This is a genomic window from Pseudomonas sp. 11/12A, assembly GCF_000800055.1.
Classification (GTDB): Bacteria; Pseudomonadota; Gammaproteobacteria; order Pseudomonadales; family Pseudomonadaceae; genus Aquipseudomonas; species Aquipseudomonas mohnii.
The window spans coordinates 1,160,246-1,174,311 of sequence record NZ_JUGV01000001.1 but is presented as its reverse complement, the minus strand read 5'-3'; the positions used below and the strand labels follow the sequence as shown (position 1 = coordinate 1,174,311).

The 14,066-nt window shown below is 61.6% G+C and carries 12 protein-coding genes; 9 read left to right on the top strand and 3 right to left on the bottom strand.

The genetic code is table 11. The annotated features are described in order from the left end of the window. Positions 1 to 157: 157 nt before the first annotated feature. A complete protein-coding gene (locus tag GQ39_RS05510; RefSeq protein ID WP_236693133.1) occupies positions 158 to 988 on the bottom strand; it encodes an IS3 family transposase in 831 nt (276 codons plus the stop codon). A gap of 8 nt (positions 989 to 996) precedes the next feature. After that, positions 997 to 1,305 carry a transposase gene (locus GQ39_RS33175; RefSeq protein ID WP_047527362.1) on the bottom strand — a complete coding sequence of 103 codons (309 nt, stop codon included), beginning with the start codon at positions 1,303 to 1,305 and terminating at the stop codon, positions 997 to 999. A gap of 753 nt (positions 1,306 to 2,058) precedes the next feature. Here GQ39_RS33175 and GQ39_RS05500 point away from each other — a divergent pair. The 6 genes from GQ39_RS05500 to GQ39_RS05475 all read left to right on the top strand — a co-directional run bounded on the left by GQ39_RS05500 (position 2,059) and on the right by GQ39_RS05475 (position 9,144). Beyond that, positions 2,059 to 3,186: a PAS domain-containing protein gene (locus GQ39_RS05500; protein ID WP_047527975.1), complete on the top strand. Its 1,128-nt coding sequence runs from the start codon at positions 2,059 to 2,061 to the stop codon at positions 3,184 to 3,186. Then, positions 3,183 to 4,607, top strand: coding sequence for a sigma-54 interaction domain-containing protein (locus GQ39_RS05495; protein ID WP_047527974.1), 1,425 nt, complete (start codon positions 3,183 to 3,185; stop codon positions 4,605 to 4,607). Before GQ39_RS05500 ends, GQ39_RS05495 begins: the two co-directional genes overlap by 4 nt. 269 nt (positions 4,608 to 4,876) lie before the next feature. Continuing rightward, a complete protein-coding gene (locus GQ39_RS05490) occupies positions 4,877 to 5,479 on the top strand; it encodes a dimethylamine monooxygenase subunit DmmA family protein (protein WP_047527973.1) in 603 nt (200 codons plus the stop codon). Further along, on the top strand, positions 5,476 to 6,444 hold the full coding sequence (locus GQ39_RS05485) for a PDR/VanB family oxidoreductase (RefSeq protein WP_047527971.1): 969 nt from the start codon (positions 5,476 to 5,478) through the stop codon (positions 6,442 to 6,444). Before GQ39_RS05490 ends, GQ39_RS05485 begins: the two co-directional genes overlap by 4 nt. Positions 6,445 to 6,463: 19 nt before the next feature. Next, positions 6,464 to 7,504, top strand: coding sequence for a heme-dependent oxidative N-demethylase family protein (locus GQ39_RS05480; protein ID WP_047527969.1), 1,041 nt, complete (start codon positions 6,464 to 6,466; stop codon positions 7,502 to 7,504). Positions 7,505 to 7,611: 107 nt separating this feature from the next. After that, positions 7,612 to 9,144, top strand: a complete 1,533-nt coding sequence (locus GQ39_RS05475; protein ID WP_047527967.1) for an APC family permease — start codon at positions 7,612 to 7,614, stop codon at positions 9,142 to 9,144. 96 nt (positions 9,145 to 9,240) lie between these two features. Here the strand turns inward: GQ39_RS05475 and GQ39_RS05470 are convergent, their stop codons facing one another. Continuing rightward, positions 9,241 to 9,477 carry a hypothetical protein gene (locus GQ39_RS05470; RefSeq protein ID WP_047527965.1) on the bottom strand — a complete coding sequence of 79 codons (237 nt, stop codon included), beginning with the start codon at positions 9,475 to 9,477 and terminating at the stop codon, positions 9,241 to 9,243. 180 nt (positions 9,478 to 9,657) lie between these two features. Between GQ39_RS05470 and GQ39_RS05465 the strand changes: the two genes are divergently transcribed. From GQ39_RS05465 to glcE, 3 genes are all read left to right on the top strand, one after another. Then, positions 9,658 to 11,421, top strand: coding sequence for an L-lactate permease (locus GQ39_RS05465; RefSeq protein ID WP_047527963.1), 1,764 nt, complete (start codon positions 9,658 to 9,660; stop codon positions 11,419 to 11,421). Positions 11,422 to 11,500: 79 nt separating this feature from the next. Continuing rightward, entirely contained in the window at positions 11,501 to 13,000 is a 1,500-nt protein-coding gene (gene glcD, locus GQ39_RS05460) for a glycolate oxidase subunit GlcD (protein WP_047527961.1), read from the top strand. Continuing rightward, complete coding sequence (gene glcE, locus GQ39_RS05455; RefSeq protein WP_047527960.1) at positions 13,000 to 14,064, top strand: glycolate oxidase subunit GlcE; 1,065 nt, start codon at positions 13,000 to 13,002, stop codon at positions 14,062 to 14,064. Before glcD ends, glcE begins: the two co-directional genes overlap by 1 nt. Positions 14,065 to 14,066 lie beyond the last annotated feature (2 nt).

Sequence of the window (14,066 nt, the reverse complement as noted above, 5' to 3'; positions counted from 1 at the left end):
GCTGGCGAGGGTCGTCAACGATGACGCGTGTGGCCTGGTTAAACGCGGTGTATTTGAGTCCATCACGAGCAGGCTCGCTCCTACAGGTATGGCGTTACATCCCTCTGTAGGAGCCAGCCTGAACTGGTCAAGTAACCCCGGACACCGATTACGGTGTTTATGCCGCTTTTTGCTCCATGGCTATTGGCGACAGGTAGTTGTTGTAGCTGTGGAGCCTGATTCGGTTGTATCGCATAAAGAAGCTGGTCATATCCTGCCTGGCTTCTTCAACTGTCGTGTAGCCCTTGGTGGGCACCCACTCTGATTTGAGCGTCCCGAAGAAACGCTCTGTTGGCGCATTGTCCCAGCACTGCCCCCTGCGGCTCATGCTTTGCGTTATCCCATGATCCAGCAGATCGGACTGAAAACGCTGGCTGGTGTATTGGCAGCCTTGATCCGAATGAAACATCAAGCCCGCATGTTTGCCTCGAACCTCCACTGCCATTTTCAGCGCCCTGCTAACCAGGTTGGCGTCATTGATCAGAGAAAACGCCCAGCCAACGATTCGGCGGGCGAACAGATCAATGACCACCGCCAAGTGATACCAGCGTTTCCCGACCATCAGGCTGGTAACGTCGCCACACCAGACCTGATTGATTGCTGTTGGCTCGAAGTTACGTTCGAGCAGGTTCTTGGCCACAAATGCTTCGACGCCCCTGGAGCGGTATTGATGGCGGCGGCGCTGTCTGCTAACCAGATTCGCCTCCGCCATCAGTCTTCCTGCTAGATACCTTCCAACCTTGAGCCGCTGAGCCTTCAAGCACTGGGAGATCATTCTCGCACCGGCACTTTCCCTACTTTCAGCATGCAGCTGTACGACCTTTGCCCTGAGCGCATCACGCTCGGTATTTGGTACTGAGCGGCGATGGCGCCAGTCATAGAACGCGCTGCGAGAAACGCCCAGAGCACTGCAAAGCTGGCTGGTCGGATACGAGCTTGACTCTCTCAGCTCCTCAATCAGGAAAAACGATCGGGATCCGACATCAAGAGAGCGGTAGCCTTTTTTAAGATTTCGGCCTCAGTCTCCAGGCGTTTGATCTTGGCGCGTAATTGTTGGAGTTCTCGCTGCTCGTCGCTGATCGCTTTAGTACCTGCTACGGGTTGCCCTTTCTGACGTTCTTTACGCACCTGATCAACCCAGCGGCGCAGAGCCGTAGGGCCGACATCCATCGATGCGCAGACGTCGGAAACTGAACAGTTGTCGTCAAGAACCATGCTTGCAGCACGTTGCTTGAACTCGCGGGTATAGGTCTTTCGCTCTTGCATGGAACCTCCTGATTGGGCGAATCATATCGCCCTTAAGAGGTGTCCGGGATCATTAGGCCAGTTCAGCCTGCTGGCGAGGGTCGTTAACGATGACGCGTGTGGCCTGGTTAAACGCGGCGTATTGGAGTCCATCGCGAGCAGGCTCGCTCCTACAGGTATTGCGTTACCTGTGCCTGGCTTCTGCAGGATTGCGTGAACGGCATTAAAAAGCCCGCTCAAGGCGGGCTTCGAAGGTTAAGTAGGTGGCCAGCGCTGGTCTCTGGCTTACAAGGTTTATCAGGCCTCCCACAGAACAGTCATGTAACCATGATGCAACTAAACACTGTCCTGCTTCACACGGCATAAGGGCTGGATCTCAGCGCGGAGATCTTTCTAACCGTGTACCCTTCGGAGCGCGCCCCACGCCTCCTCGCTATCCGCTTGCGCATCAGTCTGCGTTTTCACCTACAACTTCAGATTAGCAAAGCACTCAGGGAATAGGGGGCCGTTTTTAGACCGATTTCATCCTGGGAAACACCTGGCTGGATGGAAAAATGCTATCGCCCTCACCGCTCCAGCGATCAGCCGCGACAGGGTCATTCATCGGATAGCGTGTTCGGCCCGGCAAAGTGCTGTAAATATGCATGAACTGCTGCATTATCACAGCGCTCAGCCAGACAGGCCTTCGTAAACGTCAATGTTTATAAGCGTTTCGATTGGCATGCAATGTGCCGCATCCAAACACTCAAACGCCAATATCGAGCTGATCCATCAATGGATATCCTGAATTTGCTGGCCAAGAAAGCCCAGCCCCTCGCAAGCACCGTCAGCGCCGACGGGCAACTGCTCAACCTGTCCGCCAGCCTGAGCGATCAATTGGGCTATGCGCTGGAGGAACTGCTGGCGCAACCGATCGAACGCATTTTCAGCGTCGAGTCGGTGCGTGCCTTGCAGTCGCTGTTCGCCAACCCGCCTGCCGACGAACTCATCCCGAGCCTGGAGCTCACCTTGATTCGCCACAATGGCGGCCTGCTGCACGTGATCGCCAGTGGCCTGCTGGAATGGCGGACCGTGCAACCTGCGCGCCTGCACCTGGTAAAAATCCCCCTCGGATCGCTGGGCCACCGGCTGCGGGAAATGCACAACGCCAACGAAGTAATGAGCCAGATGCTGCAGAGCGCAAAGGTGGCGTACTGGTGCATCGAATTCGCCGAAGCGGTGAACATCAACAATACCCCGGACGAAATTGTCCGCCAGGTCTTTGAAAACGACTCCCACTGGCGCTTGTGCAACCGCGCCATGGCCGATGTCTACGAGATGCCGTCGGATGTCGATTTCAATCAGCAGCCCGTCCGCCTGTATTGGCCTCGCAGCCCGGCCAACGAAGCATTCGTGCGGCGCTTGATCGAGGCGGGGTTCAGCGTCGACTGCGCCCTCTCGGTGGACCGTCGCCACGATGGCTCGCCGGCCTACGTCGAAAACGATGTGCGGGCAACCATCATCAACGGGCAACTGCTGCGGATGTGGGGCAGCATTCGCGACGTCAGCCAGGAATTGCGCATGCAGCACGACGCTGAGCAGCGCATCGAAGCGTTGCGCCGGGTGTTCGATGCCGTGCCCGACGCCGTGTTGGTGATCGATGAACACCTGCAGCCGCAATGGCGCAATGCGGCGTTCGAAGACACGTTCGGCATCACCCATGGCGCCGGGATCGCACAGTTGCTGCTGGACATGGCCTTGCCCGAACGCACCTGGCACAGCCTGCCGCTACCTGATTTGCATGGGCGCGACCGGAATTTCAATGTGCACTGCTCGCGCATCCTGGTCCGTGAGGGCGTGGCGTGGCGGGTGGCGGTGTTTCGCGAATGCCAGGGGCGTCGCGTCCAGGATTTGCATCCATGAACGACTCGAACCTGCCGCCCTCGTTGCAGATGGGCATGCGCTCTTCGGTCAATGCCAGCAGTGAAGTGCTGGGTGCCTTGCTGGAAACCCCGGCACTGCACGCCTTGCTCGACAGCTTCAGCGAAGCACTGATCGTCACTGACGGCGAAGGTCGGGTGCGCTTTCTCAACCTCGCCGCCGAGCGGGTCAACCGGTTGTCGAAACAGCAAGCCATCGGGTTGTCCGAGCGCGATTTCTTCCAGCGCTCGGCCCTGAATTACGACGACTTGCTGGCCGCGCTCAATCGCGGAGGCAACAGCGCCCTGACCCGTTCCCGGGAAGGTCGGGTGCTGCTCAGCAGCACCCATGCCATCCCCACCGGGGCGTACGAAAAACCGTTCCGGATGCTGACCCAGAAAGACTTCGACGGCAGCCAGCCGCAACGGCGGGCATCACTCGGCAATCGACCGGCGGAACCGCAAGGCCTGCGCGACCCGCAGGACAACGCCCTGCACCTCTCGCCTCAACTGTCGAGCATCGCCGACACCGGCGTGCGCGCGTTCCGCCGGCGCGCGCGACTGTTGCTCCTGGGCGAGCCCGGCGTCGGCAAAACAGCCATTGCCCGACACATTCACCGTGCGGCCGGCTGGGGTGATCGACCGTTCATTCATGTCAACTGCGGGAGCATTCCCGAGAGCCTGTTCGAGTCGGAGATGTTCGGCTACGAGCGTGGCGCTTTTACCGGTGCGCTGCAGGGCGGCAAGCAAGGCTACATCGAGGCGGCCTCCGGGGGGACGCTGTTCCTCGACGAGATCGGCGAGATCCCCTTGCATGTACAGGCCAAGTTGCTGAAGTTTCTCGAAGACAGCACCATTCAATCAGTCGGCTCGCCCCTGAGCAAAACCGTGCAAGTGCAAGTGATCGCGGCCACCAACAAGGATCTGCGCCACTTGGTGAGCACCGGTGAATTTCGTGCCGATCTTTACTATCGCCTGGCCGTGCTGCCGGTGGAAATCCCGCCACTGCGCCAGCATCGCGATGACCTGCCGTTTCTCATCGACATCCTGCTCAGCCGCATCAACGGTGATCGCGAGCCTTCCCTGAGCCTGTCCGCCGGTTGCCGCAAGCGTCTGATGAGCTATGACTTCCCGGGCAACATTCGCGAACTGGTCAACATCTTCGAACGCCTGGCCGTTCTCGCCGACGACGAGGCGCAAGAGCATCATTTGCCTGCGGAGCTGCTGCAAGCGCAACGACTGAAGCCCTCCGTCGTTCAGGGCGCCACCGATCAGAGCGCCGAGCAGAACCTCAAACTTCAGGTCCAGCAGTTCGAACGCCAGGTCATCCTCGAGGCGGTGGAACTGTGCGGCAGCAAACGCAAGGCGGCGCAGCATCTGGGTATCGACATCGGTACGTTGATTCGCAAATTGCAGCGTGACTGATGTCTTGATTCCCGCAACACACAACCCTGTGGGAGCACGCTCGCGCCTACAGGGGTGATGTGGCTTCCCGCCTGAATGCTGCAAAAATGCCTACACCCATCGTTATTTTTACCCCCAAGCCATCCTCAACAAACAATAAAACCCTTTAATTTCAATGACTTGAATATCTGGCACGCCCTGTGCTCCTGCTATCGCAACCCACCGTCGTTGGGCTTTGCATCACAGCCGGCTTTCATCAGCCGAGCCGATAGTCAGGAGAAAAAACAAGAATGCTGATCACCGGGATCAAAAGCCGACCGGTCTATGACCAGTTGCAACCGCTGCCGGGCGGTACGCGGCACATCATTGCGGGGCAAGGCAGTGGCGGGCGCGCCATGTTGCGCCTGCTCGACGAAATGGCCGGCCTGGACCGGCCCATCACCTTGCTGTATTCCCGCGAGTCCTTTTCCGGGCAGGACTTTGTCGCCCAACTGCAGGAGCATCCAGGCCATCAATTGAAGCTGTACGCCAGCAACCAGGCGTTGATCGATGACCTGAACGACCTGCTCTTCGATGCGCGAATGGGCACCCGTCTGTACCTCGCCGGGTCCGAAAGTTTTCTGGGCAGCGCCATGCAAGTGGCCACCCGTTACGACCTCAACCGCGATGAAGTGCTGCGCGAACATTCCGGCACGCTGGTGCGCCGGGTCTGGTGCGTGCACTGCGACACCTATACCGAAAACGTCACCCAACGTGTCTACGACTGCCCCGGTTGCGGCCTGACGCTGGTGGTGCGCGATCACTATTCCCGCCGGCTGGCAGCGTTTCAAGCGGTCAAGGCCGATGCCGAAGTACCGGGCGAACTGCCGCCCGCCGAGGAGCTCGACACATGAGCCAGAACACTGGGACTTTGAATCTGCGCGTGGCCCGAATTGAATCGGTGACCCCGGAAATCAAGCGCTTCACCCTGGTCTCACCGACCGGCGAGCACTTGCCGGCGTTCTCCGGTGGCAGCCATGTGGTGGTGCTGATCGCCAACGACCGCAACACCTTGCGCAACCCTTACTCGCTGCTGAGTTCGCCCTACGATACCAGCAGCTACCAGATTGCCGTACGTCGCGTGGAAAGCGGTCGCGGCGGCTCGGTGGCCCTGCACGACAGCGTCAATGAAGGCGATCTGATCGAAGTCACGCCGCCGGTCAATCTGTTTCCGCTGATCAAACAGGCACGCCTGCATCTGTTCATCGCTGGCGGCGTCGGCATCACCCCGGTGATTTCCCAACTGGAGGAGTTGCGCCTGAGCAAGGTGCCGTTCGAGCTGCACTACGCGGTGCGCGGCGAAGAACATGCGCAACTTGGCAAAGAGCTGCAGGCGGCCTACGGCGACAGGGTTCACCTGTATCGCAAGGGCATCGAAGCGCGCATGGACATCGGCCGGGTCCTGGCCGATCGCCCGCTCGGCAGTCACGTGTACGCCTGCGGCCCGGACAGCATGATCGATGCCACCCTGGCCTGCGCCCGCGAATTGGGCTGGACCGACAGCCACGTGCACTTCGAACGTTTCCTGGAGCAAAGCAGCGGCGGCGAAGCCTTCAGTTTCACCCTCGGTCGCAGTGGCGCGACCATCGAGGTCTCGCCCGACCAGACCATGCTCGAAGCCGTGGAAGCCGCCGGTTACAGCATGCCTTACCTGTGCCGTGGCGGCGCCTGTGGCCACTGCGAAACCGAGGTGCTGGAGCTCGACGGCGAGCTGCTGCACACCGATGACTGGCTGTCCGACGAGGACAAAACCAGCGGCAAGAAAATCATGCCCTGCGTGTCCCGCGCCAAATGCAATCGCCTGGTCATCGACCTCTGATCGACGGAGAAAAAAAACAATGAACATCCCATTCAATCCCGACGAAACCTACCGCGACGACTACACCTTCGCCAACAGCCCGGAATGCATCGCCCGCGCGCCCTTCCCGTTTCCCGATGACAATTACATGTACTCGATGAACCTCGAGCCCCATGTCTCGGTGGGAGACGGTGCCTTCCGCGCCGCGTTCGATATCGATGAGCATTACATCAGCGAATGCCGCGACCGGGCGATCACCCTGGAGAAAGACCCGGGCATGCACTATGTCTCGGCGCCGCACATGATGGAGGCGCAATGGGATTTGCTCGAACTGATCATGGAATCCTACGCCCGGGACTACCCGCAGTACTTCAGCCTGGAGCGTGAAGGCCGCCAGTGGCACTGGACCAACCGGTTGCTGGACATTGACGACCGCTTCACTTTCGGTGACCCGGCCACCCTGCCCTACGAGCCGATGGAGTACGTGACCCGCCAGGCCCAGGGCGACTGGGTGTTGCAAGAGGAGCGCGACGGCACACTGTACTGGGGGGCGGGCATCGCCACCCAGCGCGCCGATTATTCGCTGCGATTCAACCTCGGCATGAGCTGGGAAGAATTCCACGGCCCGGTGCCGCTGGTGAAAGAAATCGGCATGCTCGACCGTGCGCTGAAGTTCCTGCTGCGCCTGCGCACCGGGCATCCGGTGCGGCGTCTGAACTGGTCGCTGACGGTCAACCCGCGCCTCGAGGTCTCGGCCGAAAGCCTGCCGGAATGGGCACCGGACCGGACCATCGTGACCGCGGAAAATGCCGGCAAACTGGTTTACCTGCGCATTGAGTTGCAACCGCTGCATCGCCTGCCGCGCAGCAACGCCATCGTCTTCCCGATCCGCACCTACCTGCTCAGCCTCGAAGACATCGCCACCAACCCGGCCTGGGCCCGGCGCATGCACCGGGTGCTGCGCGACCTGGATCAGCAACTGGTCGACTACAAGGGCTTCAGCCGTTATCGCGATGCGGCGGTGCAGTGGTTGTCGCAATACGACGACGGGCGCGACAGCGAAGTGACAAAGCAGGCTTAAGAAAAATAACGCCTTTATCCCTGCGGGAGCGAGCTCGCTCCTGCAAGGGAGCCGTGGCGAAACAAAGGTCAGAACCCAATCACTGCCATTGATAATGAGGAAATAACATGAGTGGCTCACCTAACGCGCGTGCAAGCGTCAGCGACGACCAGGATGCGGAACAGCTCCGCGCCCTCGGCTACAGTTCGGATTTCAATCGCAGCATGAGCCTGTGGGAGAACTTTTCCCTGGGCTTTACCTACCTGTCGCCGGTCGTCGGCGTCTATACCCTGTTCGGTTTGTGCCTGGCCGCCGGCGGCCCGCCAATGTTCTGGTCTTACTTGTTGATCGGCGCCGGGCAGATGCTGGTGTGCCTGATCTTCGGTGAAGTGGTATCGCAATTCCCGATTTCCGGCGGCGTGTACCCTTGGGCCCGCCGGCTGGTGGGCAAGCGCTGGGCGTGGATGGTCGGCTGGGTGTATGCCTGGGCCTTGTGCGCGACTATCGCCGGGGTCGCGGTGGGTGCCGGGCCTTATCTGGCGATCATGCTCGGCTTCAAGCCCGGTCCCGAGTCCAACATTCTCATCGCCTTGGCGATCATCCTGCTCTCCACGGCGCTGAATCTGGTGGGCACCAAACTGTTGGCGCGGGTGGCGATGTTCGGCTTTCTGTGCGAGTTGGTCGGCGCGATTCTGGTCGGCGGCTACCTGCTGATCTTCGAACGTCACCAGCCGCTCAGCGTGCTGTTCAACACCTTCAACCTCGAGGTGAATGGCTCGTACCTGCCGGCGTTCCTGGCGGCGTCGTTGGCCGGCCTGTTCCAGTACTACGGTTTCGAGGCCTGCGGCGATGTCGCCGAAGAAACGCCGAACCCGGGCAAGCGCATTCCCAAAGCCATGCGCATGACCATCTACATCGGTGGTGCGGCGGCGATGTTTGCCTGCCTGGCGCTGATCCTCTCGGTGCCGGACATGGCCAAGGTCCTGGCCGGTGAAGACACCGACCCGGTCGCCACCATCCTGGCCAATGCCTTCGGCCCGGTCGGTTCCCGCCTGGTCATGGCCGTGGTCATGGTGTCGTTCATTTCCTGCGTGTTGAGCCTGCAAGCGGCGGCCAGCCGGCTGTTGTTCGCCTACGCCCGCGACGAAATGATCGTCGGCAGTTCGCTGTTCAAGCGCCTGTCGGCCAACCATGTGCCTTCGTTCGCCCTGCTGGTCAGCGGCCTGGTGCCGGCAGCGATTGTCTGCCTGGGCATGTTCATGGCCGATGCCGTGGCCACCATCGTCGGCTTCGCCGCGATTGGTATCTACGTGGCCTTCCAGTTGATCGTGGTCGCCGCGTTGATCGCCCGGGCCAAGGGCTGGCGTCCGAACGGTCAATTCACCCTCGGCGCCTGGGGCTTGTGGGTGAACCTGGCTGCGCTGGTCTACGGCGTGTGCGCCATCGTCAACATGGTCTGGCCGCGCTCGCCCGATGCCGCGTGGTACATCAACTACTCGATGATCCTGACCACGCTGGTGGTGATGGGCGCCGGGCTGGTCTACATGCTGCTGGGCAAACCTTATGACAAGGGCACGGCGCCGGCGGGTGACGCGTGGAAGTTCTCCAAACCCAAGGCCAAAGCGACGGGAGTGGCCGGCGCAACGCTGCAACAGCCTTGAGCCCACCGACCCTCTACGACCTGTAACCGACCTGCAGGAGCTGGCTTGCCAGCTCCTACGGGTTTTGTGCCCTGCGCAATGGTGCGGCACCCACCTCTACAACGTCCTCTGACTGTTGCCGATGCCCTTGGCAATATCGATGCCCCAATCCATCGCCGCTTCCATGTCCAGCATGTGCGGCTTGGGATCAGGGTTCTCTTCAATGACCGTGCCGTCCGGCCGGTAAACACCGATGAACATCCCCAGCGAGCCGTCCCTGAGGATTTCGGCCTTGACCTCGATGCTGCATCCATTCGACAGCGTTTCCTTGTGAATCAGATGGCGCTCAGTCATTGCGGCATTCCTCTCCGTACTGGATGTGGACCCTATCCGCCATGCTAGCTCAGCCACGACAACTAGCGCTGATCCACAGGACCGGAGGCTCCCCCCTGACAGCGGCGTAATGCCTCCTATACTGAAAGCCACCTCCCCTCAGGGGTCTGCACTTCCAACAATAAAAAGCAGAGGTGGAACATGGTCTGGCAGCAAGTCTACGATCCGTTCAATAACCCGGTGCTTTCAACCCTCATGGCCGCAGTGCCAGTAGTGGTGATGCTGGCCTCCCTGGCGTTCTTCCACGTCAAGGCGCACCTGGCGGCGCTCCTCGCCCTCACCTCCGCCTTGCTGATCGCGATCTTCGCCTTTGGCATGCCCGCCAACATGGCCGGGTCGGCCGCGTTGTACGGTGCCGCCAATGGTTTGCTGCCGATTGGCTGGATCGTGCTGAACATCATCTTCCTGCACCGGCTGACCACCGAAAACGGCTCGTTCAAAGTGCTGCAGGATTCCCTGGCGAGAATCACCGACGACCGCCGCCTGCAACTGTTGCTGATCGCCTTCTGCTTCGGCGCGTTCTTCGAGGGGGCGGCCGGTTTCGGTACGCCCGTGGCGGTGACCGGGGCGATTCTGATCGGCCTGGGCTTCTCGCCGCTGGCGGCCTCCGGTCTGGCGCTGATCGCCAACACCGCGCCGGTGGCGTTCGGCGCCCTGGGCACGCCGATCATCACCCTGGCCAAAGTCACCGGGCTGGATGAAATGGAGCTGTCGATGATGGTCGGCCGGCAACTGCCGTTCTTCTCGGTGATCGTGCCGTTCTGGCTGATCTGGGCCTTCGCCGGTTGGCGCAAGATGCTGGAAATCTGGCCGGCGATCCTGGTGGCCGGGGTCACCTTTGCCGTGCCGCAGTTCCTGGTGTCCAACTATCACGGGCCCATGCTGGTGGATGTGATCGCCGCGCTGATTTCCATGGCCTGCCTGACCGGTTTCCTCAAGGTCTGGAAACCGGCCACGGTGCATACCTCCGCCGCCCTTTCCGGACGGGTCGACAACTCGAAAATCGATACCGAACACGAGACCAAACCCGAGCCGACCGCGACCTTTGCCAGCGATGCCAAGCCTGCGGTGATGCGCGCATGGATGCCGTGGATCATCCTGACCCTCTTCGTTTTCGCCTGGGGCACCCAGGGCTTCAAGAACCTGTTCGACACGCGCCCGGCCATCGATCCGGCCACTCACTCAGCCAAGCTCGACCCTCAGGGCAAACCGTTGTCTGAAGCCAATCCGCTGTTCGCGCCGGTCCTGACCTTTACCACCATCCACCAACAGATCGAGAAGGTGCCGCCGGTGGTACCGGCACCGAAAACCGAGGACGCGGTGTACAAGTTCACCTGGTTCACCGCCACCGGCAGCGGCATCCTGCTCGCGGCGATTCTCGGCGGATTGCTGATGGGTTACTCCATCCCGCAGCTGATCAGCCAGTACCTGCGAACGTTGTGGGTAGTGCGCTATTCGCTGATCACCATCACGGCCATGCTCGCCCTCGGCTTTCTCACGCGTTATTCGGGCCTGGACGCGACCATGGGCCTGGCGTTCGCGGCGACGGGGATTTTCTACCCGATGTTCGGCACCCTGCTCGGCTGGCTCGGCGTCGCCCTGACCGGGTCGGACACCGCCTCCAACGTGCTGTTCGGCGGCTTGCAACGGGTCACGTCCGAGCAACTGGGGCTCAGCCCGGTATTGATGGCCGCCGCCAACAGCTCCGGCGGGGTCATGGGCAAGATGGTCGATGCCCAGTCGATCGTGGTCGCCTCCACCGCCACCCGCTGGTACGGCCATGAAGGGGAAATCCTGCGTTACGTGTTCTTCCACTCGATCGTCCTGGCGATCCTGGTCGGCGGGCTGGTGACATTGCAGGCTTATGTGGCGCCGTTCAGCCATATGGTGGTGGGCGGCCATTGATCGCCCAAGGCCCTGGCCAGCCTCGAAATGCCCGGGCAATCGTCCGGGCTTTTCACGAAGGGAGTATCGTAAAGCGACTATGAACATTCTCTACGATGAACACGTCGATGGCGTGCTGCCGGACGTGGACAAGGCCGGGTTGTTGCAGGCGCTGCACACGCAGTGGCCGGGCCTGGAAGTGCTGCATCAGCAGGAAGAACTCAAGCCGTACGAGTGCGACGGGCTCTCGGCCTACCGTACGACGCCGATGCTGGTGGTGTTGCCCCGTGACATTGCGCAGGTCCAGGGTGTGCTGCGCCTGTGTCATGAGCGTCAGGTGCCGGTGGTCGCCCGCGGTGCCGGCACCGGTTTGTCCGGTGGGGCGCTGCCGCTGGAAAAAGGTGTGCTGCTGGTGATGGCGCGCTTCAATCAGATCCTGCACATCGACCCCGCCGCGCGCACCGCGCGGGTCCAGCCCGGCGTGCGCAACCTGGCCATTTCCCAGGCCGCCGCCCCCTACGGCCTGTACTACGCGCCGGACCCTTCCTCGCAAATCGCCTGTTCCATTGGCGGTAACGTTGCCGAAAACGCAGGCGGCGTGCATTGCCTGAAGTACGGCCTGACCGTGCACAACGTGCTGAAGGTCGACATCCTTACCGTCGACGGCGAATACCTGAGCCTGGGCTCGAACGCCCTGGACTCGCCCGGCCTTGATCTGCTGGCCTTGTTCACCGGCTCCGAAGGCATGCTCGGGGTGATCACCGAAGTCACGGTCAAACTGCTGCCCAAACCACAAACCGCGAAAGTGCTGCTGGCGGCCTTCGATTCCGTTGAGAAAGCCGGCCACGCCGTCGGCGACATCATTGCCGCCGGCATCATTCCCGGTGGCCTGGAAATGATGGACAACCTGGCCATCCGCGCCGCCGAGGACTTTATCCACGCCGGCTACCCGGTCGACGCCCAGGCCATCCTGCTGTGCGAACTCGACGGCGTTGAAGCCGACGTCCATGACGACTGCCTGCGCGTACGCCAAGTGCTGGAACAAGCCGGTGCCACCGAAGTCCGCCAGGCCAGGGACGAGGCCGAGCGCGTGCGTTTCTGGGCCGGGCGCAAGAACGCCTTCCCGGCGGTCGGCCGTCTGTCGCCGGATTACTACTGCATGGACGGCACGATTCCGCGCCGCGCGTTGCCCGGCGTGTTGCACGCCATCGCCGCGCTGTCGGCGGAATACGGCCTGCGGGTGGCCAACGTGTTTCATGCCGGCGACGGCAACATGCATCCGCTGATCCTGTTCGACGCCAATCAACCGGGCGAACTCGACCGCGCCGAGGCACTGGGTGGCAAGATTCTGGAACTGTGCGTGAAGGTCGGCGGCAGCATCACCGGGGAACACGGTGTCGGCCGCGAGAAAATCAATCAGATGTGCGCGCAATTCAACAGTGATGAACTGACCCTGTTTCACGCAATCAAGGCGGCGTTCGACCCCAGCGGCCTGCTCAACCCCGGCAAGAATATTCCGACCCTGCACCGCTGCGCCGAGTTTGGCGCCATGCACGTGCATGGCGGGCAACTGCCCTTCCCTGACCTGGAGCGTTTCTGATGCACGGCACTGGCGATTGCGACGACAGCAGCCTGCTGCTGGAGCAGGTCAATCAGGCGCTGCAAAACGCTACGCCCCTGCGCATCCAGGGCTCCAACAGCAAGGGGTTCCTGGGACGGGTGACCGCGGGTGAAATACTCGACACCCGCTCGCACCGGGGCATCGTCAGTTACGACCCGACCGAACTGGTGATCACGGCTCGTTGCGGCACGCCGTTGGCGGAGCTGTCGCAAGCACTGGACGCCGCGCAGCAGATGCTGGCGTGCGAACCGCCCGCCTTGGGCGATGGCGCCACCGTGGGCGGCATGATTGCCTGTGGCCTGTCGGGGCCACGTCGGCCCTGGTCGGGATCGGTCAGGGATTTCGTGCTCGGGACCCGGGTGATCACCGGCCACGGCAAGCATTTGCGCTTTGGCGGTGAAGTCATGAAAAACGTCGCCGGTTACGACCTGTCGCGCCTGATGACCGGTAGCTACGGCACCCTGGGGGTGATCACCGAAGTCTCGCTCAAGGTCCTGCCAAAACCCCGGCAAGCCTTGAGCATCAGCCTGGAAATGGACAGCGAACGCGCCCTGTTGCGCCTGGCTGAATGGGGCCAGCAACCCTTGCCGATCAGTGCCGCGTGCCATGACGGCCGGTGCCTGCACCTGCGACTCGAGGGCGGTGAAGGTTCGGTGGCGGCGGCCCACGACCGCTTGGGCGGGGAGTTGCTGGACGCCTCTTACTGGGCCGACCTCAATGAGCAGCGCTTGAGTTTCTTCGACGAAGACCAGCCCCTGTGGCGCCTGTCGCTGCCAAACAACACGCCAAAACTGTCGTTGCCCGGCCGTCAGTTGATCGACTGGGGCGGCGCCCAGCGCTGGCTCAAGTCCGACGCCGAAGCGGCGTTCATTCGCCAGGTCGTCGATGAGGTCGACGGCCACGTCACCTGCTACAGCCACGGGCTCACCGACAGCCCGTTCCAGCCGCTGCCCTCTGCACTGATGCGCCTGCACCAGAGCCTCAAGCAGCAACTCGATCCCCGGGGCGTCTTCAACCCCGGTCGCCTGTATGCGGAGCTTTGAGC